This window comes from Rhodococcus sp. 05-2255-3B1, assembly GCF_002258545.1.
Classification (GTDB): domain Bacteria; phylum Actinomycetota; class Actinomycetes; order Mycobacteriales; family Mycobacteriaceae; genus Rhodococcoides.
Map to the genome: position 1 here is coordinate 174941 of NZ_NOZC01000018.1, position 23513 is coordinate 198453.

The 23513-nt window shown below is 64.7% G+C and carries 24 protein-coding genes; 12 read left to right on the forward strand and 12 right to left on the reverse strand.

All coding sequences use genetic code 11. The features are described 5' to 3' along the window. Positions 1–2: 2 nt before the first annotated feature. The 3 genes from CH249_RS11250 to CH249_RS11260 are packed head-to-tail and all read right to left on the reverse strand — an operon-like array spanning position 3 to position 2779. The gene (locus tag CH249_RS11250) at positions 3–1016 is read right to left on the reverse strand and encodes a substrate-binding domain-containing protein (protein WP_094646027.1); all 1014 of its coding nucleotides are present in this window, start codon (positions 1014–1016) and stop codon (positions 3–5) included. Beyond that, positions 1013–1909 (reverse strand): carbohydrate kinase family protein, encoded by an 897-nt coding sequence (locus CH249_RS11255; protein ID WP_094683426.1) that lies wholly within the window; start codon positions 1907–1909, stop codon positions 1013–1015. Before CH249_RS11255 ends, CH249_RS11250 begins: the two co-directional genes overlap by 4 nt. Before the next feature lie 3 nt (positions 1910–1912). Further along, positions 1913–2779, reverse strand: a complete 867-nt coding sequence (locus CH249_RS11260) for a BtpA/SgcQ family protein (RefSeq protein WP_230596918.1) — start codon at positions 2777–2779, stop codon at positions 1913–1915. A 201-nt stretch (positions 2780–2980) separates the two neighbouring features. On the opposite strand from CH249_RS11260, the gene CH249_RS11265 reads away from it, so the two are divergent. Next, positions 2981–4006 (forward strand): LacI family DNA-binding transcriptional regulator, encoded by a 1026-nt coding sequence (locus CH249_RS11265; protein WP_045197198.1) that lies wholly within the window; start codon positions 2981–2983, stop codon positions 4004–4006. Here CH249_RS11265 and CH249_RS11270 read toward each other — a convergent pair. Genes CH249_RS11270 through CH249_RS11280 form a run of 3 tightly spaced genes read right to left on the reverse strand, consistent with a single transcriptional unit; the run spans position 3967 to position 7107 of the window. Further along, positions 3967–5064, reverse strand: coding sequence for a M20 family metallopeptidase (locus CH249_RS11270; RefSeq protein WP_094657471.1), 1098 nt, complete (start codon positions 5062–5064; stop codon positions 3967–3969). The two genes, CH249_RS11265 and CH249_RS11270, sit on opposite strands and share 40 nt — an antisense overlap. Then, positions 5054–5917, reverse strand: a complete 864-nt coding sequence (locus CH249_RS11275; RefSeq protein ID WP_094683427.1) for an alpha/beta fold hydrolase — start codon at positions 5915–5917, stop codon at positions 5054–5056. The genes CH249_RS11270 and CH249_RS11275 overlap by 11 nt, the downstream gene beginning before the upstream one ends. Next, positions 5911–7107 (reverse strand): S9 family peptidase, encoded by a 1197-nt coding sequence (locus tag CH249_RS11280; protein WP_094683428.1) that lies wholly within the window; start codon positions 7105–7107, stop codon positions 5911–5913. Before CH249_RS11280 ends, CH249_RS11275 begins: the two co-directional genes overlap by 7 nt. 69 nt (positions 7108–7176) lie before the next feature. Between CH249_RS11280 and CH249_RS11285 the strand changes: the two genes are divergently transcribed. Then, complete coding sequence (locus CH249_RS11285; protein WP_094683429.1) at positions 7177–7932, forward strand: TspO/MBR family protein; 756 nt, start codon at positions 7177–7179, stop codon at positions 7930–7932. On the opposite strand, the gene CH249_RS11290 is transcribed toward CH249_RS11285, so the two are convergent. Continuing rightward, positions 7929–8594, reverse strand: coding sequence for a TetR/AcrR family transcriptional regulator (locus tag CH249_RS11290; RefSeq protein ID WP_179273287.1), 666 nt, complete (start codon positions 8592–8594; stop codon positions 7929–7931). The two genes, CH249_RS11285 and CH249_RS11290, sit on opposite strands and share 4 nt — an antisense overlap. 70 nt (positions 8595–8664) lie before the next feature. Further along, on the reverse strand, positions 8665–9867 hold the full coding sequence (locus tag CH249_RS11295) for an oxidoreductase (RefSeq protein WP_094646020.1): 1203 nt from the start codon (positions 9865–9867) through the stop codon (positions 8665–8667). 140 nt (positions 9868–10007) lie between these two features. Between CH249_RS11295 and CH249_RS11300 the strand changes: the two genes are divergently transcribed. Beyond that, entirely contained in the window at positions 10008–10439 is a 432-nt protein-coding gene (locus CH249_RS11300) for an SRPBCC family protein (RefSeq protein ID WP_032396598.1), read from the forward strand. A 165-nt stretch (positions 10440–10604) separates the two neighbouring features. Here the strand turns inward: CH249_RS11300 and CH249_RS11305 are convergent, their stop codons facing one another. Further along, positions 10605–12959 carry a pyruvate dehydrogenase gene (locus tag CH249_RS11305; protein WP_094683431.1) on the reverse strand — a complete coding sequence of 785 codons (2355 nt, stop codon included), beginning with the start codon at positions 12957–12959 and terminating at the stop codon, positions 10605–10607. Between the two features lie 271 nt (positions 12960–13230). Continuing rightward, entirely contained in the window at positions 13231–13839 is a 609-nt protein-coding gene (locus tag CH249_RS11310) for a TetR/AcrR family transcriptional regulator (RefSeq protein WP_032396596.1), read from the reverse strand. 118 nt (positions 13840–13957) lie between these two features. Here CH249_RS11310 and CH249_RS11315 point away from each other — a divergent pair, with 118 nt between their 5' ends. The 3 genes from CH249_RS11315 to CH249_RS11325 are packed head-to-tail and all read left to right on the forward strand — an operon-like array spanning position 13958 to position 17347. Beyond that, positions 13958–14593: a VOC family protein gene (locus CH249_RS11315; protein ID WP_032397229.1), complete on the forward strand. Its 636-nt coding sequence runs from the start codon at positions 13958–13960 to the stop codon at positions 14591–14593. A gap of 40 nt (positions 14594–14633) precedes the next feature. Continuing rightward, a complete protein-coding gene (locus CH249_RS11320) occupies positions 14634–15560 on the forward strand; it encodes a fumarylacetoacetate hydrolase family protein (RefSeq protein ID WP_094646018.1) in 927 nt (308 codons plus the stop codon). Beyond that, positions 15557–17347: an FAD-dependent monooxygenase gene (locus CH249_RS11325; protein ID WP_094683432.1), complete on the forward strand. Its 1791-nt coding sequence runs from the start codon at positions 15557–15559 to the stop codon at positions 17345–17347. The genes CH249_RS11320 and CH249_RS11325 overlap by 4 nt, the downstream gene beginning before the upstream one ends. A gap of 68 nt (positions 17348–17415) precedes the next feature. On the opposite strand, the gene CH249_RS11330 is transcribed toward CH249_RS11325, so the two are convergent. Next, complete coding sequence (locus CH249_RS11330) at positions 17416–18330, reverse strand: alpha/beta fold hydrolase (RefSeq protein WP_094683433.1); 915 nt, start codon at positions 18328–18330, stop codon at positions 17416–17418. Positions 18331–18488: 158 nt separating this feature from the next. Between CH249_RS11330 and CH249_RS11335 the strand changes: the two genes are divergently transcribed. The 3 genes from CH249_RS11335 (at position 18489) to CH249_RS11340 (ending at position 20131) form a co-directional block, all read left to right on the forward strand. Continuing rightward, a complete protein-coding gene (locus tag CH249_RS11335) occupies positions 18489–19250 on the forward strand; it encodes a lysophospholipid acyltransferase family protein (protein ID WP_094646015.1) in 762 nt (253 codons plus the stop codon). Between the two features lie 520 nt (positions 19251–19770). Beyond that, positions 19771–19914, forward strand: coding sequence for a hypothetical protein (locus CH249_RS27865; RefSeq protein WP_179272789.1), 144 nt, complete (start codon positions 19771–19773; stop codon positions 19912–19914). Between the two features lie 4 nt (positions 19915–19918). Continuing rightward, complete coding sequence (locus tag CH249_RS11340; protein WP_032405338.1) at positions 19919–20131, forward strand: hypothetical protein; 213 nt, start codon at positions 19919–19921, stop codon at positions 20129–20131. A gap of 10 nt (positions 20132–20141) precedes the next feature. On the opposite strand, the gene CH249_RS11345 is transcribed toward CH249_RS11340, so the two are convergent. Beyond that, on the reverse strand, positions 20142–20810 hold the full coding sequence (locus CH249_RS11345) for a TetR/AcrR family transcriptional regulator (RefSeq protein ID WP_094630495.1): 669 nt from the start codon (positions 20808–20810) through the stop codon (positions 20142–20144). 158 nt (positions 20811–20968) lie between these two features. On the opposite strand from CH249_RS11345, the gene CH249_RS11350 reads away from it, so the two are divergent. Genes CH249_RS11350 through CH249_RS11360 form a run of 3 tightly spaced genes read left to right on the forward strand, consistent with a single transcriptional unit; the run spans position 20969 to position 23504 of the window. Beyond that, the gene (locus CH249_RS11350) at positions 20969–22171 is read left to right on the forward strand and encodes a cytochrome P450 (RefSeq protein ID WP_094683524.1); all 1203 of its coding nucleotides are present in this window, start codon (positions 20969–20971) and stop codon (positions 22169–22171) included. Continuing rightward, positions 22168–22365 carry a ferredoxin gene (locus CH249_RS11355; protein WP_032405340.1) on the forward strand — a complete coding sequence of 66 codons (198 nt, stop codon included), beginning with the start codon at positions 22168–22170 and terminating at the stop codon, positions 22363–22365. Before CH249_RS11350 ends, CH249_RS11355 begins: the two co-directional genes overlap by 4 nt. Continuing rightward, positions 22362–23504, forward strand: a complete 1143-nt coding sequence (locus CH249_RS11360) for an NAD(P)/FAD-dependent oxidoreductase (RefSeq protein ID WP_094683434.1) — start codon at positions 22362–22364, stop codon at positions 23502–23504. Before CH249_RS11355 ends, CH249_RS11360 begins: the two co-directional genes overlap by 4 nt. Positions 23505–23513 lie beyond the last annotated feature (9 nt).

The following is a 23513-nucleotide window of genomic DNA, read 5'->3' on the forward strand; positions in this document are numbered from 1 at the left end:
GGCTACTTCTCCAGGTAGTACATGTAGTCGCCCACGTTGGCGGGGGTGACGATCTGCGTCGGGACCGGGATGTCCGCGGGTGCGGTGCGGCCGCAACCGAGATCGATCGCGGCGTTCATTGCCTCGTAGCCGAATTCGAAGGTGTTCTGTTGCACGACGCCCTCGAGCCAGCCCGCCTGGAGGGCGGAGACAGCCTGATCCGACAGGTCCCATCCGACGGCCTTGATCCGGTCCTGTGCACTCTGGCTGTTCACTGCCGCGACCAACCCGATGAGTGCGGGTTCGCCGGTGGCGTAGACGTATTCCATGTCCGGGTTGCCGGTGAGCAGGTTCTCTGCGGCGGTCTGCGCGTTCTCCTGAATGTTGCGACCGTCGACGACCGTGCCGACGGTCATGCCAGCGGCGGAGACCGTGTCGGTGAAGCCCTTCTGACGTTCGAGCTGGATCGTGCTGTTGAGTGCGCCGACGATACCGACGGTGCCGGTGTCGTTCGCCAGCTCGGCGAGTGTGTTACCGATCTGAGCGCCGCCCTCGGCGTTCGCTGTTCCCACCTGGGTCGAGATGCCCGGGTCGTCGACGGTGGCGTCGACGGCCACCACCGGGATACCTGCTGCGGCGGCCTTGGACACGGATGGCTTGATGCCGTCGGTGTCGATGGCGTCGACGATGATGGCGTCCACGCCGGAAGCGATGAGGTTGTCGAATGCGTTGGCCTGGGTGACCGAATCGTCGTTGCCGCTGATGATCTGGAGGTCGACACCGGCTTCGTCGGCGACCTTCTGGGCGGCGTTGTTGATCTGGTTGAAGAACAGAGCTTGCAGATTGATGGTCACCAGGCCGACCTTGAGGGTGCCGTTCTTGCCGTCGCAGGTGTCGGCGACGCGGGACGGATCCGGAATGGACGACGCGGAGGCGTCAGTGCCGCCCGTGGTGTCGCTGGGGGCGGCGGAGTCGCATGCGGTGAGACCGAGGGCAAGTGCTGTGCCGAGGACGAGGGGGAGTGCGCGTTTGATCATCGGGTCTCCTGAAGATCGACAGTGGCCAGGGTGGCAGTGAATTCGTTGAGTTCGGTGATGCTGGGGCAGCCGCGTGGTCCGGCCGTGGCGCATGCGAGAGCAGCGGACGCCCCGGCGAGGCGTGCTGCATGAGCCGGGGGTTCGCCTGCGTCGACGAAGGCGATGTAGGTGCCGCAGAAGCAGTCTCCGGCTCCGACGGCGTCGACGACGTCGACCTGTACTGCGGGTTCGGTGATCGTCTCACCCGAGGGTGTCACCAGGGTCCACCCGTGCTCGCCGTCGGTGACGACGAGGTGAGTGTCGTGCTCGGCGGTCATCGTCGACCACCGTTCGGCATCTATGCCGAAGCTGTTCTGCCACAGGCTGCGTCCGACGATGACGTGATCGGCGAGGGCGAACGCATGGAGTGCGGCGTCGAGATCGTCGCAGCCGTCGAGATCGATGGCGAGGCTGACGTTGTCGGGCAGTTCGGCGGGGAGCATCTCTGCTCGGTAGCCGTCGACGAACAGTCGGCCGCCGTCGTAGGAGAGGGCCTCGAGGACTGCTGCCAGCCGTTGTGCGTCGTTGGCGTCGTCCTGGCTGATGATCGATCGATCACCGCCCTCGGCGATGAGAACGACTGCGGTGGAGAGGAAAGCGTCACGCGGGGCCCAGCTGGTGTCTACTCCGTCGTGCTCGAGTCCGGCGAGAAACTCGGTGGACCTGGCGTCGGGGCCCACTGCGCCGGCGAAGGCCACGCGGGCACCCATACGGGCTGCGGAGACCGCGGCGTTGGCGTTCATGCCGCCGTCGATCGTGGCGATCGCCGTTGCCTGCACCCTCTCTCCCAGCACCGGGACATGCGGAACATGCACCGTCACATCGTTGTTGGCGTAGCCGAAGAAGACGATCATCGGCTATTTCCCAGCTGCGCGGGCGACGGCGCGAACCTTCTCGCCTGCGACGCGTCCCCACCAGCGGGCGTTCTCCTTCACCGACGACGCGATGATGGCCCCGTCGCATTCCTTCATCAGCTCGCCCACGTTGGCCGCGGTGATTCCGGAGCCGATGATCACAGGAAGCATCGTGTTGTTCTTGATCACCGAGACCTCGTCCACGGAGGCGGCGTCTCCGGTGCGGGAGCCGGTGGCGATGAGGACGTCGGCGTCGAAGAACTCGGCGTCCTCGGTCTGTTCGGCGATCGTGCGGTCTGCGACGATGGCATGCGCGCCGTGCTTGACGTGCACGTCCGCGAAGATCTTGACCGGGTCGGCACCGATGCGGTGGCGGAAGCGGGTGGTCTTGGCGGCCTGGCCTTCGATGAATCCTTCGTTGGCTATGTACGCGTTGGCCCATTGGTTGACGCGGACGAAGCTCGCGCCCGCTGCCCACGCTGCGGCCACGCCGCATTCGCCGGCATTGGACAGGATGCTCACGCCGACGCGGTCGCCGAAGTCGCCGACGACGGCGGCGGTGACGACGCCCATGCTGGCCGCGGTTTCGTATCCGTGTTCACCCGGCTTGAGAAAGGGTATGTCCCAATGGTTCTCGACGATGACTCCGTCGAAACCATTGTCGATGTATGCGTGCGCCTCGGCCAGGGCGAACTCGGAGATCTCCGAGACGGGCCGGCCCTTGTAGTGCGGGCTGCCGGGGAGGGCGGGCAGGTGGATGGCACCGATGAGTGCTGGTGCCGAGGTGAACATCGCGGCCAGGGCCGACGGCTTGGTCGGAAAGACTCCCAGCGACTGCTCTGGGTGCTGGTCCGACAGGGACGTACTCACGTAGGGAACTCCTCGGGTGATCGTCGGGCGAGATGATGTAATCGATTACCTCGCATGTATGCACCGTAAGGGGTCGGTACCCGTTCGTGTCAAGGAATTTCGGAGTCGTTTATGTAAACGATTGCCTCTACTGTGTAAACAGCAACGCAAGCGACCGCGCGGTTCGATAGCCTCGGGTCCACACGTGAGAGTAGGAGTTGGATGCGTAAAGCAACCATTCGCGACGTTGCCGAGCGCGCAGGCGTCTCGACAGCCACGGTGTCTCGAGCGCTCTCGGGTTCACGTCCGGTCTCGGAAGACGTTGCTGCCACCATCCGACGGGCGGCCGAGGATCTGGGATATTCGGGCAACATCATCGCCAGTTCCCTGCGCCGCAACAGAACGGACACCGTCGGCATGGTGGTGCCGAGTATTGCCAATCCCTTCTTCACCTCGCTGGTGGTCAACGTCGAGCATGTGCTGTCACAGCGCGGCTTGCAGTTGTTTCTGTGCGACTCCCGATCCGACCCTGACGTCGAAGCGCAGAGGCTGCGCAGCTTGGTCTCGCGTCAGGTCGACGGCATCATCATCAGCCCGTGCCATGGCGAGCGGTCCGCAGAGGCCGTGCGCACCACGGCTCGCGCGATCCCTGTCGTTCAACTCGACCGGTTCGCGCTCGACACCCACACCGACTGGGTCGGGGTCGACGACGATGCCGCACAGGCGCTGGTGATGGACCACCTGGCCGGTCTCGGTGTTCGGAGCGCGGCATTCATCAGTTCCGAACTCACCAATTCGTCGACCGAGCTACGTCGAGCCGGCTTCTTCCGCCACGCGGAGCGAGTGGGTATCGAGACGCGAGAGGAGTGGACGCTGTTGGGCGACTACTCGATCGACTGGGGCCGTGAGTCGTCTCGGCCCATACTCGAAGCAGCCTCTCGTCCCGACGCGGTGGTGTGTGCCGACGATCTGATCGCGCTCGGTGTGTTGCAGAGTTGCCAGGCTCTCGGACTGTCGGTTCCGACCGATGTCATGGTGACCGGGTTCGACGACATTCCGTTCTCCGCGTTGAGCAATCCGCCGCTGACGACCGTCCGGCAGCCGCAGGAACGGATTGCCGCCGAGGCCACGCGGCTGTTGGATCAGGCGATGAACAGCGACGAGACGGGCACCGCGCACATCGCTCTGCAGCCAGAGTTGGTGGTCCGTCAGTCGACGGTCGGCCAGGCGCGTGTCACTGCGGTGTAGGCGGTGATGGCCGCATCGAGTTCGTCGAGCGTGACGGTTTCGTCGGCGGCATGCATCAGGGCCGGCGTCCCCGGTCCCCACACGACGATCGGCGCACCGGGAGCCGCCGCGGCGATGATGGACGCGTCGGTGAAGTACGTGACCGGTTCTCTCGCAACGGAATGCGGCAGCTCGTCGATCCAGCTGTTGCCACCGGCCGTCCGCACACCGGGCAGGTCGATCCGTGCCTCGATGTGATCGACCTCGGGTTGATCCCGCCACCACGACAGCAGTGCCGAGCCGTCACCGACGGTCCGGTGATCGACGACGACGTGTGCGGTGTCCGGGACGATGTTGGGGGCCGAACCCCCGTCGATCAGCCCGACGTTGAACGTCTCGGCACCGAGGAACGGATCCGTCGACAGCGGGAGCTCGTCGCGTGCCCGTGCCAGGACGTCGACGAGCTTCATGATTGCACTCTCGCCTCGCTGGGGTGTACTACCATGTGCTGCAATGCCTTTGGTGGTGACATCGACCCACAATGCTCCGCGGTGGCCCAGATGCACCTGGTTTCCGGTCGCCTCGGGCACCACCACGGCACCCACCGAACATTCGGCGACGGCGTGACGGGCGGCGAGCGCTCCGAGTGAGCCGATCTCTTCGTCGCTCGTGAGCAACAGTGCTGCAGGAACACCGTTCTCGAAGGCGGCGAGCACAGCGGCCGTGGCGGCCACCAGGCCTGCCTTCATATCGGACGTACCCCGGCCTCGCATCACTCCGCCCTCGACGTCCGCGGCGAACGGATCGAACTGCCAGTTCGAAAGATCGCCCGCGGGAACGGTATCGACGTGGCAGGCGAACATCAGTCGCGTGGTCGTGGGAGGGGCGTCGTTGGTGATCAGCAGCCACGGGTGCGCGCCGTCTCGATCGCCTTCGACCGCAACTCCGGTCGTCCGCGCCCTCAGAAGGGATACGACGGCGTCCATCGAGGAACGTTGGGGCGCAGGGTCGCCGGACACGGTGCGTTGCGTGACCAGTTCGGTGAGCATGCCGACGGCAGTGGTGCGGTCAAGTGCCATGGGGAGCACTCGATCGCATCACTGCAGCGGCAGCCGCATCGGGTGCCTGTGTCGGAATCCAGTGCGAGACGCCGGGCAACACGGTCAGTGTGTAGGCCGCATCGACGTACCGTTGGGCACTCTCGACGGTGGAGCGTCCGATGAAGGTGTCACCGTCACTCCAGACCATCGACGTCGGCACGGTGATGCGCAGGCGGCCGATGCCCGGGCTCGAGAACGGTAGGCCCCGATACCAGTCGACGGCGAAGGGCAGCGCGCCGTAGTCGACGATCTCCGTCTGCGTGCGTTCGAGATCGGCTTCGGTCATTCCGCTTTTCTCGTACCATCTTTCGGCCCTGCGGCCGGGTTGCGTCATCCACTTCTCGGGCAGCACCGGCAGTTGGAAGAACGCGAAGTACCAGGAATGCAGTATCTGTTTCGAGCTGAGCAGGCCGGTCATGAATGCGCCGGGGTGGGGTACCGAGAGCGCCGTCAGAGACGAGACCAGGTCGGGACGACGACCGGCGGTGACCCAGGCTATGTTCGCTCCCCAATCGTGTCCCACCAGGTGAACCGGCGTTCCGATGAGGTCGATCAGGGCGACCACATCGCCCACCAGTGCGCCGACGCGATAGTCTCGTCGCCTCGTGGGCCGGGCGCGTGGGGAGTATCCGCGCTGATCCGGTGCGATCGTGCGCATCCCGTGCTCGTTGAGTATCTCCATCACCGCGGACCACGACGATGCACGTTCGGGAAATCCGTGCAGCAACAACACGACCGGGCCGTCGAGCGGTCCCTGGTCGAGGACGTCGAACACGAGACCGGCGTGGGTGTACTCGGTGATTCGTTCGGGTGCAGAGTCGCTCGTCAGCATGTGCTGGGTACCGTCTGTCCTGCGAACCGGGCGGCCAGGAATTGCATTGCCGCTTCGTCGCTGACGTCATGGCCCTGTTCGGGCTGTTCCTGGGCGACGACCGAATCGCCGAGGGCGCAGGCCTTCTCGACACCGCCGGCAGTCCACTGCGGCAGAACGACGTCGTCTTTCGCGCCGTACGCCACGAACAGCGGTACCTCCGTTCGCACCTGCGGGAGCGTGTAGCGATCGACCACGTCGATCAGCTTCTGCTCGGATTCGGTGGAGTCGGCTGCGAACTCGTCGGGTGCCATCGCCTGGACGGCTCGCTCCTTGCCTGCGGTGTCGCCGCCCGAGCAGGTGAGCAGCAGTTCGTTGTTGGCCTCGGCGACACTGCCGCTGTAGTCCGTCGGATCGATCGAGGGGTCGACCTGCTCAGCGCCGTAGAGCAGGTACGGCAACAGCTCCTTCTGCGGCCTGGTCAGGGTGCCGTCGTTACTGGATCGAATCAACGGCTTCAGATCTGTCGGGGGCGAGAGCGACACCGATCCCACCAGGTCCAGGCCCTGACCGTAGGAAGCGGCGAGTTCGTTTGCAGCCCAGGCGGCTTGGCCACCCTGCGACAGGCCGACGGCAGCCCAGCGCGTGGAGACGTCGGGCAGCGCGGTGTGCGCCGCGCGAGCCGCGTCGATCATGTTGTTTCCGGTGGTTCGCGGCTCCAGATACGGGTGGGTGCCACCGCCGGTGCCCAGGCCCTGGTAATCGGGTAGCACGGTGACGTACCCGAGTGCGGTGAAGTCCTGCACCGCAAATTGGTATCCGAGCAGATCGGGATACAGGGTCGGTCCGCAATCGGCCTGCACACCGGTGGTGCCGTGCCCGTAGACGATGATCGGCCACCCGCCCTCGGGCGGCGTGCCCGCCGGAACGGCTGCCACCCCGGAGACCGCGGTGGGGGAATTGTCGACGCCCGATGTCGATTCGTAGACGAATCGGTAGAGCGTGGCACCGGTCGCGGCGAGGGCGGGGGATCGATCACCGAAGTCCGCGGAATCGAGAACGGTGCCGGGCACTCCTGTGAACTCGTACTGCGGTTCCGGAGCAGACGTCGATTCCGTGGGAGCGGGCTCCGGCGTGGAACTGCATCCGGCGGTCACGGCCACCGCGAGGCAGCAGACGGCAGCAGAGATCGAACGCGAGTAGGAATGCACACCGCGTGTCTACCAGAACCGGGCTGCTGCTGTGTTTGCACTGCACGTCGATCGGGGATCAACTCGACTGTGAAAATCGGCGTCGTTCTCAGTGCGGTCGTGGCCGTTGTCGTGTCTTTTCTCGGGTCGGGCGCATGGATCGGGACGCCCATCGCCGAAGCGGCGGACGGAGCGCTCAGTGCCACGTCGACTCTGGTGGCACCCGCGGGGCCCGCGTTCTCGATCTGGTCGGTGATCTACGCGGGGTTGATCGTCTATGCCGTCTGGCAGCTCCTGCCCGGGCGCACTGCACGCCACGATGCGCTGCGGGCACCGATCATCGCGTCGATGTTGCTCAATCCGGCCTGGATTCTCGCGGTCCAGTTCGGCCAGGTGTGGTTGAGCGTGCTGGTCATCGTGGCGCTGTTGGCGGCGCTCGTGCGCGTGTTCGTACTGATGCAGCAGCTCCGGCCCGAGGGCGTCGCCGACGCAGTGATCACCGACGGCACGATGGGCCTCTACCTCGGTTGGGTGTGTGTCGCGACGATCGCGAACATCTCTGCCTGGTTGGTGAGCCTCGGGTTCACCGGCGGTGCAGGTGCAACCGTCTGGGCGATCGTGGTGCTCGTCGTTGCAGCGGCAGTAGGGCTGCTGCTCGCCCGCTACTCGCGCGGAGCGATCGCTCCGATGCTGTCGATCGGGTGGGGACTGGGATGGCTGGCGCAGGGTCGCCTGTCCGGCGAGCTGACCAATTCCACGGTGGGATACACCGCAATTCTCGCAGCCCTCGTGGTCGTCGTATCGACTGTGGTGACCAGGGTTCGCGGGCGTCGGTCGGTAACCTAGCCGCGTCCGAGGATTGCCTCGACAGCGTCGTCGACGTTCAGGGTCGGGTCCAGGACGGGTGCGGTACGCAGGCACGCGACGATGATGTGCACCAACCATTCGACCATCTGCTCGACGTCGATTCTGGCGTCCTGTTCGAGCCATCGGGCCGTCGCGCCGTCGATTGCCGCGACGATGCTGTGCCCGACGAGTCCGACGCTTGCGTTCTCCGCGTCGAGTCCGAGTTGCGTGGCCGCCGCCTCCAGCACTGCGGTTCGCGCGTTCTCGAACACTTCCCAGGCTTCGGGGTCTGCGCCTCTGCCGCCCAACACCATTCGTAACGCCAGTCCTCGGTGCCGGCTGAGATAGTTCAGGTGGCTGGTCAGCGCAGCCCGAATCTGGATGTCGGGTGTCGAATCGGGAATGTCCGCGAAGGCCTCCGACATGGCCGCGGCGGTGGCCCGCATCGCCTCGAGGTAGATGCCCCTCTTGTTGCCGAAGTAGTGGAACAGGAGGCCGTGGGCAACGTCGGCCGACTCGACGATGTCCGAGACGGCGACCTTGTCGTAGTCGGCCTCGGCGAACAGGCTCGCCGCTGCGTCGACGATTCGCTGCCGGGTCTCGGCCGCTCGGGCGGTGGCCCGGTTGGCTCGGGCAACCGGTTTGGCGGAACGATCTGGCACCGAAAGTCCTATCTGCCTTGGCCTGCCCGTCCGGCTGTCACCGAGGGCTCGGTACGAGCCTAGGACGTCATCAGATGATCGGGGTGATGTGGTCGTGCAGATCGAAACCGAGCAGCGCCTTGCCGTAGGTCTCGATCGACACTCGTGGCAGCATGACGGCATGGCGAGCACCGACATTGGAGTCGCGCCAAATGCGCTGCAGAGCATTGACTTCGGCGAAGGCTCCGGCACCGGTGGCGTCGACGAGCATGTTCAGCGCCTCGTTGATGCTCCGTAGTGCAACGGCTGCGTCGCCGCGAACACGCGCACGGGAGAGCAGGTCCGGGTACTCGCCGGCCTCGGCCCACCGCTTGACGTCCTCTGCTGCGCGGTAGGCGTGCAGGTGCGCGGTGTCGACCTTCAGCGCTGCTTCGGCGAGCAGCATCTGGAATGCCACCGAATCGGCCTGACGGTCGAACACGGTGTAGGCGAGGGCCTTCTCTGCGGCCTTCTTTCGTACCAGTTCCACTGCAGCGCGGCCCATTCCGAGCTGTGGACCGACGAGGACCATGACGAGCATGGGTCCGAAGGCCGAACGGGCGAAGGCGGAGTCGGTACGTTCGGCAACGTTGGCACCGCTGAATGCCGGGATCATCGACAGCATCCGGTGTTCGGGGACGAAGACGTCCTCGGCGACGACGGTGTTGCTCCCGGATGCACGCATGCCTGCCACGTACCAGGTGTCGTCGATGCGGTAGTCCGTGCGCGGGAGCAGCGCCATACCCTGGTCGAGCATGTCGCCGTCGTCGTCGTTGACGATGATTCCGCCGGTGAACCACTGCGAGTGCAGGCTGGCCGAGGCGTAGGGCCATGTTCCGGTCAGTCGGTAGCCGCCCTCGACCTTCCGGGCGGTGCCGCCCGGGGTGACGACGCCGGAAATGATGGCGTCGGGGCCGTCGGCGTAGATCTCGGCCTGAGCCGCGTCACTGTAAAGGCCTGCAGCCCAGTTGTTCACGTTGGACAGGGTGGTCACCCAGGAGGCACCGGCGTCACCTTCGGCGATGATCGCGGACACGTCGAGCATGGTGCGCAGGTCGGTTTCGAGTCCGCCGAACTTCGCCGGTGCTGCGACTCGAAATGCGCCAGCGCGGCGGAGGGCGTCGACGGTGTCCTCGGAGAGGCGTCGTGCCTTCTCGTTCTCGGCGGCTCCGGCCTTCAGGTCGGGCACGAGGGCTCGAAGGTTGGCGATCACATCGGTGGCGGTTGCAATGGGCAGCGCTTCGGTCGTCGTCATGGCTCGTCTTCCGGTTCGGCCCCGTGGCTGTGAGGCGTGTGTCACGAAACTAAACGGTACTTGACTTGAGGTCAATATTGACTTCCGATCAATCCTATGGCGTAGTGGTGAAACACCGTCCTCGAGCGAAGGAACCTCCGATGCTGAACATCACCATGACGCAGGAACTGCCTGCCTCGCAGAACGACGTGTGGGCAACTCTGTCCGACGTCAGCACCTTCGAGAAGTGGCATGCCCTGCACGAGGAGTGGGTGGAGACGCCCCCGAGGGACCTCGAAGTCGGGTCGACGATGGTCGAGAAGATCAAGATCGCGAGCATCATCGACACCATCGAGTTCCAGGTCGAAAGTCTGCGTGCGCCGGAGGAATTGGTCCTGGTGGGTGCCGGGTCGACCGGATCGAAGATTCGGCTGACGATGAACTGCGCCGCTCGCGGAGGCGGCTCCGCCGTCACCCTCGAGCTGGAGGTGACCAGTCCGTTGTTGTTCGGAGTGGTGGGCAAGGCGCTGCAGGGCACGTTCAGGAAGAAGCTTACCGCCACCCTGAACGGACTCGCGGAGTACCTCGCGTGAAACGCCGATCGCCCCGCACGTGCGAGCGGGGCGATCGAGATGTTCGCTGATCAGTCGAGACGATGTGCTGTGTAACCCTTTTCGAGCAAACCCGACATCGCCGAGGTGGCGAGCGGCACCGTCGACGATGCGGTCATGGCTGCGTTCTCTGTCGAAGGAGCCCTGTCACCGACCGGTCACATCGAGAGCTGCGCCCACGATGGAATCGGTGTCGATTCGGTGGTGCTTGTACACCTCGTCGAGTGAGCCCACCTGTCCGAAGTTGCTCACGCCCAACGATGTCGACGCAACCCTGTTGACGGTGGCGAGGAACGCGAGGGTGTGTGGATGCCCGTCGAGCACCGTCACCATCGGGGTCGCCCGGTCGGCGGGCAGCAGCTGATCGAGAATCCAGGATTCGCCGACGTGGTGTCCTTGCCGCGCCTGGAGCGCGCGGTAGAGCTCGCCAGGGCTGGTGATGCACAGAACGTCGGCGATGACACCGATTCGCTCCAAACGCTCTGCGGCGTCCAGGGCTTCGGTCATCAACGCGCCCATGGCGGCGATGGTCACCGTTGCTCCGTCTCGACGCACCAGCGGATAGCCGCCCGCGACGACCTGCCGACGCCTGCGTTCCCGGGCAGCCGGATCGCTGGGGACGTCCGCCTTCGACTGATCGACGGGACGCGTCGACAGACGCAGGTATGCCGAGGAGCCGTCGGGGCGTCCGAGTCGGCCGATGCTGGCAAGCAGTGTCCATTCGACGTCGATGGCGAATGCGGGCTCGTAGGTGATGCAGCCGGGCTGCTCCAGTCCGATGGACGGGGTCTTGATCGACTGGTGCGCACCACCTTCCGCGGCCAGGGTGACTCCCGACGGCGTGCCGACCAGAATCGATTGACCACCCGCGTAGATGCCGTACGACCACGGCTCGAGTGCGCGCTCGACGAAGGGGTCGTACATGACACCGATCGGGAACAGCGGCTCTCCCCACCGGCTCCACGTGGCACCGAGCTCGCCCATCAGGCCGACCAGGTTGGTCTCTGCGATACCGAGTTCCATGTGCTGACCGGACGGCCCTTCGCGCCAGTGCATGATCGTCTCGGCGTCGTCGCCGAACCAGTCGTGTCGATCCGACGACGACCAGACGCCGACCTTGTTGACCCAACCGCCGAGGTTGGTGGTCGAACTGACGTCGGGACTGACCGTGACGACACGACGAGCCGCGTCGGGGGCTTCTCGGGTGAGGTCGATCAGGGTGCGTCCCAGCGCGGCCTGCGTGGTGGCCGTGCCCTTGGGGGTGCGTCCGATGTCGGTGGGGACGGCAGGTGGCGTCGACGCCGGAATCGGTTCGCGGCGTAGCCGTTCGGCGGTGGCAGTGCACAGCCGGCCGGGTCCGCTGTCGGAATCGAAGCGTCCCCAGGGCTGTTCGGGATCGGTGCCGAGGGTACGTGCGAGTTCTGCGTATTCCTCGACGGTCAACAGCGAGGAGTGGTTCTGCGGATGCCCCTGGGTCGGCAGGCCGAATCCCTTGACCGTGTACGCGACGATCACGGTGGGTCGGGTGTCGTCGATGCGAGAGTAGGCCTCGCGCAACGCATCCAGATCGTGTCCACCCAGGTTGCGAATGGACTCGGTCAGTAGTGTGTCGTCGAGATCGGCGATCAGGTCGGCAATGGCGGTGGCGTCGGGACCCGATCCCGGAAGTCTGGTGCGCACCTCCTCGGCGGTGCAGCGCAGCAGACGTTGGTATTCCGGGTTCGGCATGTCCAGAATGCGCGTGCGCAATGCGTCGCCGCCCGGCTTGGCGAACAGGTCTTCGAGCAACCGGCCGAACTTGACGGTGATGACCTGCCAGCCGGCGGCGTCGAACATCTTCTCGAGGCGACGGGCGGCGATGTTGGGGACCACTCGGTCCAGCGACTGACGATTGAGGTCGACGATCCAGACGATCTCGCCGAGTTCGGCTATGCCCGGGTCGATGATCGCCTCCCAGACCGCGCCTTCGTCGAGTTCCGCATCGCCGACCAACGAGTACTGCCGTCCGCTGAATCCGGGCGTCTTCGGTGTGGATTCCTCCGGGCCGAACCGGTCCTCGACGAAGCGTCGGGACATCGCTCCCCAGATCGGTGCCGTGGCACCGATGCCGACCGATCCGGTGGAGTAGTCGACGGTGTCCGGGTCCTTGGCCCGCGAAGGGTAGGACTGCAGACCGCCGTATGCGCGCAGTGTCGTCAGGTACTTCTGGTCCAGCTCACCCAGCAGGTAGTTGATCGCGTGCAGCACCGGCGAGGCATGAGGCTTGACCGACACGCGGTCGCCTGGCTGCAGCTGCTCGAACCACAGCGAGGTCATGATCGAGACCATCGACGCGCAGGAGGCTTGGTGGCCGCCGACCTTGAGTCCGGTCGGGTTGGGCCGAATTCGATTGGCATGGTGAATCATCGACGTCGACAGCCACAGCACCCGCTGGGCGAGCTCGTGCAGATCGTGGTGATCACCGGTGGGTGAGCGGTGATCGGCGGGACTGATGCTGGTCATGACAGGTGCTCCTGAATCGACGTCGAATGTGCCGGGGGCACGAAAAAAGTAGAGCGGACGAGGGAGAACCGAGTGCGGTTCTGCGGTCCGGGCGGGCGTTCGGGTTTCGAATCGCCGAGAGGATGCAACTGAGCTGCGATGGGAGACAGTGCACCAGCAGCCTGCGTTGTTGCGCAAGTGCTGAGCCCCGCAGGGTGCATATTGCTCAATATCAGGTGCAGGAGCGTGGGCAAATATGGTCGTTCTGACCTCTTCCGAGACGCCGGTGGGTCTACTTCGATGCGTCGACGACCGCTTCGAAGGCGTCGACCACCAGCGCCACGATCGCATCGAGTTCGAGCCCTGGAGTGTCGAAGTAGGCGTCTGCTGTGCGGTCGAGAAAGCCGGTCCATCCGGAGATCGCGGCCGCCTGGAGTGGGGACAGTGGATCGGGCAGCTCGGCCAGGGCTGCGACCTGACGTGCGCCTTCGGCCCGTGCCTCTCGGACGGCATGTTCGACGACGGAATCGCCCAATTCACCTTCCCGGACCACTCGGACGTAGAGGGCACGGTGGCGCTCGAGAAATTCGATGTGGCGTCGCACGAAACCTTCCATGCGTGCGCGCACGGATGTCTCGTCGGCGGCGGGCTCCTGAAATTCGGCCAGCTTCGACAGCACGTCGGCGAGGGCGGCCGCGACCAGGCCTTGTTTGTCGGTGAAGTAGTAGAACAGCAGTCCGTGTGCGACGCCCGCTCGACGGGAGATCGCGGCCGCGCTGATGTCGGCGCTGTTGCCCTCGGCCAGCAGCTCGATGGCGGCGTCGATCAAGGCCTGCCGACGGTCCAGTCGGGGGCGGGCACGGCGAGACCGCTCGGCACCGGTGGGCGAGTTGTTCGACACCGATCCGACATTAGCCCACGCGGCGCGATCTCTCCTGACGGTCGATCAATTTCTTGACTACCAGTCAAAGTGGTCGTAGCGTAGGTCACAACAGGTGACCCGAGGAAAGGCTCGTTCGATGAGTGCGACGCAGGATGCAGGGAGTCGGAAAGCGCCGAGGGTTGCGCCCGATCTCATCGCCCACTGGGTGGTCAAGTCGGCTCGCACCGAGGAGATGGTGCGCTGGTACGGAGCGGTGTTCGGTGCCGAGATCGTCTACCAGGACGAGGGAATCACGTTCTTGACCTGGGACGACGAGTCGCATCGACTGGCGATCATCGCCGTTCCGAAGCCCGTCAGGTTCCTTTTCCCGTTCTCCAAGTTCAAGCGCAAGGCATACGGGATCGATCACATCGCGTTGACGTTCGTTTCGCTCGAGCGGTTGTTGGAGAACTACGTGCGGCTCAAGCGGTTGGGCATCCTCCCCGTCTGGTCGATCAATCACGGACCGACGATCTCGCTCTACTACGAGGATCCCGACGGGGTGCGCCTCGAGTTCCAGGTCGAGAACTTCGACGCCGAGAACACCGCGGCGTTCTTCTTCACAGAGGAGTTCGCCCAGAACCCGATCGGCGTCAACATCGACCCCGATTACCTGCTCAGCCAGCTGCGCAACGGCGTGCCGCACGAGGAGCTTCGCCGACGCGAGGCCGGAACTCGGCCGGGCCATCCGGTGGTCGCGAACAAGAAGACCATCACACCGAAAACATTGTGACCGCGCCGATTTCGATCGAACCAGGGGGATAGAGACTCACATGTCAGTCAACGTAGTCCGGACCATCGACGGTTGGTGGCGCCTCGACGGCGACCGTGCAATTCGTATCGAGACGACGGCCGAGACCACCCGCGAACTTCTTGCCGACCGCGAGGCCATCACCGGCGCGTCGGGTGCGGGGTCGAGTGTCGACGAGCTGGAGCTCGTATCTCCGGTCACCACACCGTGCCGGGTGGTGGCGCAGCTGCTCAACTATCGGTCGCACGCGATCGATGCGGGTTCCGATCCGAACACGTTGCAGCCGACGTTCTTTCGTAAGTCCTCGGCGTCGATCAGTGGTCCGTTCGATCCCATCCGCCAGCCACCCGAGGTGGCGCTGTTGGACTACGAGATCGAACTGGGGATCGTCGTCGGTGCCGAGATTCCCATCGGTACGACGGTCACCGACGAGAACCTCTCGGATTACGTAGCCGGGGTGATCGTAGCGAACGATGTGTCCGCGCGGGAGATCCAGTTGACGAAAGTTCAGGTGTACGAGAGCAAGTCGTATCCCACGTTCACCCCGTTGGGGCCTCGGTTGGTGCTGTTGGACAACGACGAGCTCCGCCGCATCCCCGAGCTGCACATGACGCTGGCGGTCAACGGCGAGACGCGCCAGGACCAGACGATCGGCAACGACCTGATCACTCCGCCGGCCGAGGCGCTCACCAGGCTGGCCCGCTTCCAGAACATGACTGCCGGCGACGTACTCCTCACCGGAACACCGATCGGCACCGCCATTTCCGCGCCGCCCAAGATCGTGCAGAAGATCGGTGAGTTGATTCCGCCGGCGCTGAAGTGGAAGTTCTTCTTCGCCCGGCAGGCGAAGAATCCCGATTACCTTTCGGTCGACGATGTGATCACTGCCGGTATCAGGACCGCCGACGGAGCCATCGATCTGGGGATGCAGGAGACGGTGGTCCGATGACCGTGCCGATCGCCGTGGTCGGAGCCGGACCGGCCGGTTGTACCGCCGCGTTGCTGTTGGCACGCAGAGGGATTCGCAGTGTCGTTCTCGAGCGCCGCAACGCGCCGCTGTTTCATCCCGCCGCGCACGTGATCAACGCCCGCACTCTCGAGATCTGGAACGAATACAGCTCCGAGTTGGCGCGCTCGATCGCTGCGATGTCGCCGCCGCACGAGACCGTCAATCTCATCAGCTGGTTCGGGAATCTCGCGGACGAGGCCATCGGTTCGATCGACCTGCTCTCGGATCCCGAGCGCAAGGCAATCGTCGAGAGTCAGAGTCCGTTCCTGGTCTCGCACATCGGTCAGCATCTGTTGATGCCGGCACTGTGGAATGCGCTCGACGCCGAACCGCTGATCGAGTTTCGCCGCGGATGCGCTGTCGAGTCCGTCGACACCGACTCGTCCGGTGCACGTGTGCGTGGGCGTTGCGCAAGCGGAGTGGCCGAGATCGAGGCCGAGTACGTGCTGGCATGCGATGGTGCGAACAGCGCGACAAGAGACGGCACCGGTGTGGGCTTGACCGGACCGGTCCTTGCGAACATGGGTAGTGCCTTCTTCACCTCGAAGACACTCTTTCCCGATGACGCTCGGCCGCTGCTCAGTTGGATCTTCACACCGGAGTTGTGCGGAGTGATGATCGCGCACGCCGACCATCGATACATCCTGATGACCGCGTACCTGCACCCCGAACAGGAGATCGCCAAGGACAGTCGAGCCTACTGGTCACGCACGCTGCCGAAGGTGTTGGGAAACCACGAGTTCGATCTGGAGTCGACCGGGACGTGGGTGATGACCTCACAGACCGCCGATGCGTTCCGCCGTGGCCGTCTGCTCCTGCTCGGCGATGCGGCGCACCGGTTTCCGCACACCGGTGGTTTCGGGCTGAACTCGGGTGTTCAGGATGCCCACAATCTGGCCTGGAAGCTCGACGCCGTTCTGTCCGGCACCGCGTCCCCGTCTCTGTTGGACACCTACGAGACCGAGCGTCGTCCGGTGGTGGAGAAGTTCGCCGAGCAGAGTGTGGCGAACCACTTCCGGATGGACGACATCGGGAAGAGGGTGGGCATCACCAACAAGATGTTGGCGAAAGCGACTCAGGTGGTGGGTCGGCCGCCGCTGAACAAGGTTCCGGGAAAGCTGATCGCGCCACTGGCTGCCGCTGCCACCCGGAAGCAGATGGCGCGATCGCACAAAGTCGATCCCGACGCACCCGGGTCCGCCCAGCTTCGTCGCGAGATCGCCGACGCCATCCCGCTTCAGGTCGAGCATTTCGTGTCGATCGGCTTGCAGTTCGGTTACCTCTACGCCAGTCCGTTGATCGCACGGGACCCGTCGGCAAAGCCAGCCGAAGACGTGGTGGATTACCTGCCCACGACCTACCCGGGGGCAAGACTCCCCCACGCGATGGTCTCGGTGGGTGGAGAGCAGGTGCCGGTGCACGAGACACTCGCCCCGAACAAGTTGTCGCTGTTCACCTTTGCCGGCGACAGTTGGGCAGGCGTGGTGTCGGAACTCGAGAATGTCGGGCCCGGCGTCACTCTGATCTCTGCCGAAGTACCGGCCGGTGCCGATCGTGACGAGCTGATTCGCCTGTACGAGGTGGGTGAGACCGGGGCGGTGCTCGTTCGCCCCGACGGTCACACTGCCTGGCGCTCATCGGCATCGGGTGCGGATGCCACGCGCGAGCTGAGCGAGTTCGTGAACCGGCAATGGGGGCACTACTTCGCGGTGTCCGCGGGCGTGTAAGCCTTCCACGACACGGCCGAATGGTGTCCCACCGACGGTGGGGCACCATTCGGCCGTGCTCGAAGAGGTCAGGGCTGCTTGACCGGAATGTCCAGGAATGCAATCAGTTCGGCCAGGAACTCGACCGGCTTCTCGATGTGCGGCCAATGTCCGGTGCCCTCGATCTCGACCGCGATCGCGGCGGGAACGGCGTCGAGGAACCGCTGAACGTCGGTGGGTGGCGACAGGGGATCACCCGGTCCACGAATTATCCGCGTCGGGCAGGTGATGCGCTCCAGACCGGCACTCGGGTCGGCGGATGCGGTGGACAGCAGCGCCGGGAACGATCCGGGTGCGCCCAGTGTGGACATCACCTGGTCCATGAGCTCGGGGTCGAGTCGGTCGGTCCGGTTCACGAACGGTCCGAGGGCGGCCTTGAGGAGCAGGGGTGATCGTGCGGCCCTGTGCGCCAACCAGTTCGGCATGGGGAGGCCGATCGTGACCAACTCTGCCAACAGGGTCGCCACCGCGCGTGGTTGATCACGGATGGTGCTGATCGGACGTCGTGTGAGGCCGGTGAGCGAGAGGATCGGTCCGCCGGTGACGACGAGCCGCTCGACCAGCCCGGGGTGATCCGCCGCCAGCCGCGTCGCCACGATCGAACCCATGGAGTGTCCGACGAACGTTGCGCGCGTGATACCGAGGCTCGCGCACGCTGCGGCGACAGAGTCGGCGAGTGCGGCGAAGCTGCTGTGCCCTCGTGAGAATTGCGAGCCACCGAAGCCTGGGAGGTCGATGCCGATGGCTCGACGCGACCGCGCGACCTCGGGCAGGATCTCGATGAACCAGCGCCAGCTAGCCGAAATGCCGTGCAGAAAGATCACCACCTCGTCTGCGGTCGGATTCAGGTCGACGAGGTGGATACGCGATCCGTCCACGTCTAAGTCACGAGTGTGGTTGTTCCACTTCATGTCTTGCCATCGTTGGATTTCGGAATCGGTCACTTCGCTACTTTCTAGTCGAGGGTGTCGTCGGATGCAGTACTCGATCCAGGCTCCGGTGCGTCGCGTCGTGAGCTCGCGGGCCACTTCGTCGCCGCCGGCTGGTCCGAACTCCGATGGATCCAACCCGGAAATGCGTGGGCGCCCGCTAGAGTGCGCGCATGCACAAAGTACCTCGCGCGATTCGGGCCATGGGAATCAATGCGGTCCGTCTCTACAACCGCCTCGAAGTGTCCGTCGCGCAACCGGTTCCCGATGAGCCGGTGTTGTTCGTGTGTAATCACGGGTTCGGGGGCGTGATCGATCTGAACGTGTTCGCGTTCGCGGCAGCGTACGACGATCTGGGCCTGTCCAGGGAAGTGATCGCGTTGACGCACCAGATCGCGTGGACACTGCGTGCAGGAAAGTTGCTCGAGCCCTTCGGTGCGCGGCCGGCCGCTCGAGAGAATGCTCTCGACGCATTCGAAGAGGGGCACAATGTCCTGGTCTTTCCGGGCGGTGACCTCGATGCGCTGAAGTCGTGGCGGCACCGAAACGAAATCGTCTTCGCCGGACGCAGTGGTTACGCGCGTCTCGCAATGGAAGCCGGGGTGCCGATAGTTCCGGTCGTGACCGCGGGCGCGGGTGAGTCACTCCTCGTCCTCAGCAGTGGACGTCGTATCGCCAAGGCGCTCCGATTGGACAAGACGGCATTTCGGGTCAAGACGCTGCCGCTGTCGGTATCCATTCCCTGGGGCGTGAATGTGGGGGTGGTCGGGTTGCTTCCGTATCTACCTCTACCGACGAAGCTTCAGACGTCGGTTCTGGCGCCGATGCGTCCCGAGCCCGACGAGTCCGCAGAGGATTTCGCGCACCGAGTTCACTCGGCGATGCAGGCAGAGCTCGACGAATTGACGAAGGACCGCAAGCCGGTGATCGGCTGAGCCGTCAGCCAGGTCCTTCCCATCCGCAGGCGTCACAGAAGGCATAGATGCGGCTGTTGGTCGGTCCGACCGCCTGCGAATCGATGACGTTCTCTCCCAACGTGATCTGCTCACAGATCGGGCATATGCCGCGGTAATCGAGGTTGAAACTGTAGGTGAGCACTTGGACTCGATCCTGTACGTCGAATGCCGCTGCCGCACGTGCGCCGGGCCAACAGCATGTGTCCTCGGTAGGAAGGTTTGCCGAGGTTCGAGTCGCCGCTACCGTCCGCCGTGTACGGAGGGTCGGCCATCGACTGCCGCTTCTTCGCGATCGACCTAGTCGACGTGTTAACGACAGTAGACTCCGAGCCCCTCGCTCGTCGATAGCAACGGAGTTCCGGTCGACGATGTTCGGCGCAGCGTGGACCGAGTTGGAGGAAAGGCCGTAGGGTCGGTGTCACGCCGCTCGTTCAGCGCACACAATGGTTCAGCGAAACCGAACCGACCTGCGCAACGTAGGTCGAGAAGGTCGAGTCTCATGACCGACACACCTATCCACGACGAACTGCAGAACTTCATGAAGATGAGCACGCGAGGTAGTGATCGTGAGGTCGAACGCGGAGCCGCACCGTTGCCTGTCGAGATGCCTGCACACGTCCCCGCGCGACACCACCGGGCCTGACGTCGTGGCCACCGCACGAGAGAAGCAGGACGAGGCCCTTGCCGACTATCGGCGAGCAAAGGATCGGGAGCACGTACTGGCCGATCTACGTGGACAGTCCGACACCGATGTCCCGTTGTCGGTCGACCTCGACGATGCCGAGTTGCGCAGTGCGATCGACGCGGACATATCGGCGCAAGAGGCGCTGAGCGTCGCGCTCAGGGCCGTGGACGACTGACTCTGGTCGGCTATGTGATCGGCTGGCCCGAGGGGTCGATCGCTGCGTGAACTCCGCCGCTGTACGACGTCGGAAGTTCTCGGCTGCAGAGGATTTCGGCTTCGTCTGCAGAGATTCCGAGTGCCCGTAGAACGCGCTGTGTCGTGCCGTCCACGGTTGCCGCTTCGTCGCGCTCGGGTTGGGCGAGCAGCAGTCGGCCCATCGACAGCAGAGAACCGGCCACGATGGCAAGTGCGACATCCGCGTCGTCCACATCGAATCGTCCTTGTGCGGCGGCTGATTCGATATCACGACGCGAACGCGGGGCCAGGCCCCCGGCTGCGGCGAACGCCGCGGCCTCGGAGTTGAGCAGGACACGGCTCAGTTCCGGTTCGAGGCGGAAGAGCCGTCCGGACAATCGAAAGGACTGGGTGAACTTTTCGACCGGGTCGTCCAGGTCGACGGTGAGCGAGTCGAGATAGTCACCTGCCGATTCGAGGGCGGAGTCGATGGCCGCTTGCCACAGCTCTTCCTTGCTCTCGAAGTAGTTGTAGAACGATCCGTTGCTGACGTCGGCTGCCTGTGTGATCTCGAGGACCGGTGCGTTGGTGTTTCCGCTGGCGAGAAGCCCTTGAGCTGCGCGGACCAGCGCGGCTCTGGTGCGTGCCTTGCGGCGCTCGACGCGGTTGCCTTCGGTCACGGTCTGCTCCTGCTCTGCGGTGTGCGTGAGGGTAGCCTATCGCGTTCGAATCATGACGAATTCGTCAAAAAGCTTGACGGGCGGCTGTGTCATGGGTGACGATATCGTCAATAACCCGTTTGGGCAGCGCGAACTTACTCTTCCTGGCGAAGGACCCCATGACAACGAACGCAACGATCCCGGAGTACCGCACCGACATCTACTCCACCGATGCGATCCTCGATCCGTACCCGCATTACGCGAGGCTCCGGGCGCTCGGCCCAGTGGTGTGGTTACCACGGCAGCAGGCGTTCGCCATCTCACGCTATGCAGAGTGCAAGGCAGTGCTGCTCGACGACGAGACCTTCATTTCGGGCGACGGAGTCGCACTCAATCCGGTTGCCAACAGGCTCGGACGCGGCACGACGCTCAACAGCGACGGTGAGGAGCACGCGACCAAGCGTGCGGTCCTCGCGCACCGCTTGACGCCGAAGGCCGTGCGAAAGATGTCGGCCGCAGTGGAGGAGAAGGCGGAGAGCATCGTCGATGCGGCCCTGAGCAAGACGTTCGTCGACGGTGTCGACGATCTCGCCACGGCGTTGCCGATGTCCGTCGTGCCCGACCTCGTGGGGTGGCCCGAAGACGGTCGCGAGGAGCTTCTCCGCTGGGCTGGAGCAACATTCGACTCGCTCGGGCCCGTCAATCGTCACTCCGTCACGGCCGTGAAGGCCGCCACCGAGATGCTCGCGTTTTCCAAGAAGGTGGTGCGGCAGAGATCGGTGCTCCCCGGGAGCATGGGCGACGACGTGCTGAAAGCCGCCGACGAGAACAGGATCGGCAAGTCCGCATGTCCGGCATTGATGATCGACTACCTCGGTCCATCGCTCGATACGACGATCGGAGCGATCTCCGGCGCACTCGCTCTGTTCGCTCGCCACCCCGAGCAGTGGCAGGCCATCCGACAGGACCCGGACCTGATCCCCAACGCCGTCAACGAGGTCGTCCGATACGAGTCACCCATCCGAGCGTTCTCACGTCGGGCCGTGCGCGACGTCGAGATCGATGGATCGCGAATCCCGAAAGGTGCACGCGTGCTGGTCATCTACGCGTCGGCAAACCGGGACGAACGCGAGTGGGACAACCCCGATGCATTCGACGTCACCCGTGACGCCGCTCGGCAACTCGGATTCGGATCCGGAGTGCACGGGTGTGCAGGTCAGGGTCTGGCTCGGCTCGAGGCGCAGACCATGCTTCGGGTACTGGCGCGCAGGGTCGAAAGATTCGTCCCCTCGGGAACACCGAAACGGGCCGTCAACAACGTCATTCACCGATACGAACGCCTGCCGCTGAAATTGGTGGCTGCAGAAGGGACACCGCAATGAGAATCGACGTCGACTGGGATCGATGTGAAGGTCATGGAATCTGTGCCGATCAAGCTCCGAAGGTCTTCAGCCTCGATGACGAGGGCGAGCTTCATTATGCCTTCGACGACAACGACATTCCGGACGACCTTGCTTCCGGGGCACGTTCTGCGATCGGCGTCTGTCCGGTAGCGGCCCTCCGAGAGAGCAAGTGAGCACCGCTGAACGTCGGATCGTCATCGTCGGTGACTCCATCGCAGGCTGCACCGCGGCCCGTGAGCTCCGCGCGCGGGGTCACGATGGCGCGCTCACCATGATCGGTGCGGACCCCGACGGCTACTACGCCAGGCCGCCGTTGTCGAAGCACGTCCTCAAAGGTGATGTGGCCGAGGCCGAGACGTGGGATCTGTCCGATCTCGGTATCACCTCGATCGGCGATCGCGCTGTATCGGTCGACACCGATCGCCGCACCGTGACAACGGCCGATGGCACCGACGTTCCCTATGACGCCCTCATCGTGGCGACAGGGGCGTCGGCCCGACGGATAGCCGATCCGCAGCAAGCGGGCGAGAACGTGTTGCGGACCTTCGCCGACGTCCGGGCGCTGCGTACGAAACTGGACACGGCTCGAACAGCAGTCGTCGTCGGGGCAGGCTTCCTCGGCTTGGAAGTTGCGAGTGCATGCATTGCTCGCGATATCGAGGTGACCGTCGTCGATGTCGATCCCCCGTTGCATCGGCTGCTGGGGCCCTACCTGTCCGACGCGATCACTGCCCGCGCCGAGGCGGCGTCGGTTCGGTTTGTCCGTGCCGACAGCCCGGTCTCGTTGGTGGGCAGCCCCGTCTGCGGGATCGAGTGCGCGGGTCGCACCCTCGAGTCGGATGTGGTGGTCACCTGCGCAGGCGATGTGCCCGAGACCGGTTGGCTGACTGGCGCCGGTATCGCTGATGCTCGGGGTGTCGCTGTCGACGAATGCTGCGCCACAGCACTTCCCGACGTGTTCGCGGCAGGCGACGTTGCCTACTCCCGAACTGGGTCCGGTCGGTGCCCGTTCTGGTCCAACGCCGTCGCGCAGGGCAAAGTGGCGGCTGCGTCCGTGCTCGGCCTCGACCCGGCGTGTGCACCCAGCGACGACTACTTCTGGACCGAGATCCTCGGGCTGTCCATCAAAGTTGTGGGCCCCCTTCCGCTCGACGGAGAACCGACCGTTCTCGAAGGGTCCGTGGACGAGGGATCGGCCCTTCTGCAATGGAGTCATGACGACGGCCGTACCACCATCGTGGCCTTCGGCATCAAGAAACCCGTCGGCCTGCTCCGGCGGCTGGCCCGCGAGAACACTCACTCCACTACCTGAGGAACGTAT

What these genes read in the sequence shown, in the direction of transcription:
- CH249_RS11250 (WP_094646027.1), bottom strand. Translation starts at nt 1,016, where the DNA reads ATGATCAAACGCGCACTCCCCCTCGTCCTCGGCACAGCACTTGCCCTC.
- CH249_RS11255 (WP_094683426.1), bottom strand. Translation starts at nt 1,909, where the DNA reads ATGATCGTCTTCTTCGGCTACGCCAACAACGATGTGACGGTGCATGTT.
- CH249_RS11265 (WP_045197198.1), top strand. Translation starts at nt 2,981, where the DNA reads ATGCGTAAAGCAACCATTCGCGACGTTGCCGAGCGCGCAGGCGTCTCG.
- CH249_RS11270 (WP_094657471.1), bottom strand. Translation starts at nt 5,064, where the DNA reads ATGGCACTTGACCGCACCACTGCCGTCGGCATGCTCACCGAACTGGTC.
- CH249_RS11275 (WP_094683427.1), bottom strand. Translation starts at nt 5,917, where the DNA reads ATGCTGACGAGCGACTCTGCACCCGAACGAATCACCGAGTACACCCAC.
- CH249_RS11295 (WP_094646020.1), bottom strand. Translation starts at nt 9,867, where the DNA reads ATGACGACGACCGAAGCGCTGCCCATTGCAACCGCCACCGATGTGATC.
- CH249_RS11300 (WP_032396598.1), top strand. Translation starts at nt 10,008, where the DNA reads ATGCTGAACATCACCATGACGCAGGAACTGCCTGCCTCGCAGAACGAC.
- CH249_RS11305 (WP_094683431.1), bottom strand. Translation starts at nt 12,959, where the DNA reads ATGACCAGCATCAGTCCCGCCGATCACCGCTCACCCACCGGTGATCAC.
- CH249_RS11315 (WP_032397229.1), top strand. Translation starts at nt 13,958, where the DNA reads ATGAGTGCGACGCAGGATGCAGGGAGTCGGAAAGCGCCGAGGGTTGCG.
- CH249_RS11320 (WP_094646018.1), top strand. Translation starts at nt 14,634, where the DNA reads ATGTCAGTCAACGTAGTCCGGACCATCGACGGTTGGTGGCGCCTCGAC.
- CH249_RS11325 (WP_094683432.1), top strand. Translation starts at nt 15,557, where the DNA reads ATGACCGTGCCGATCGCCGTGGTCGGAGCCGGACCGGCCGGTTGTACC.
- CH249_RS11335 (WP_094646015.1), top strand. Translation starts at nt 18,489, where the DNA reads ATGCACAAAGTACCTCGCGCGATTCGGGCCATGGGAATCAATGCGGTC.
- CH249_RS27865 (WP_179272789.1), top strand. Translation starts at nt 19,771, where the DNA reads ATGACCGACACACCTATCCACGACGAACTGCAGAACTTCATGAAGATG.
- CH249_RS11350 (WP_094683524.1), top strand. Translation starts at nt 20,969, where the DNA reads ATGACAACGAACGCAACGATCCCGGAGTACCGCACCGACATCTACTCC.
- CH249_RS11355 (WP_032405340.1), top strand. Translation starts at nt 22,168, where the DNA reads ATGAGAATCGACGTCGACTGGGATCGATGTGAAGGTCATGGAATCTGT.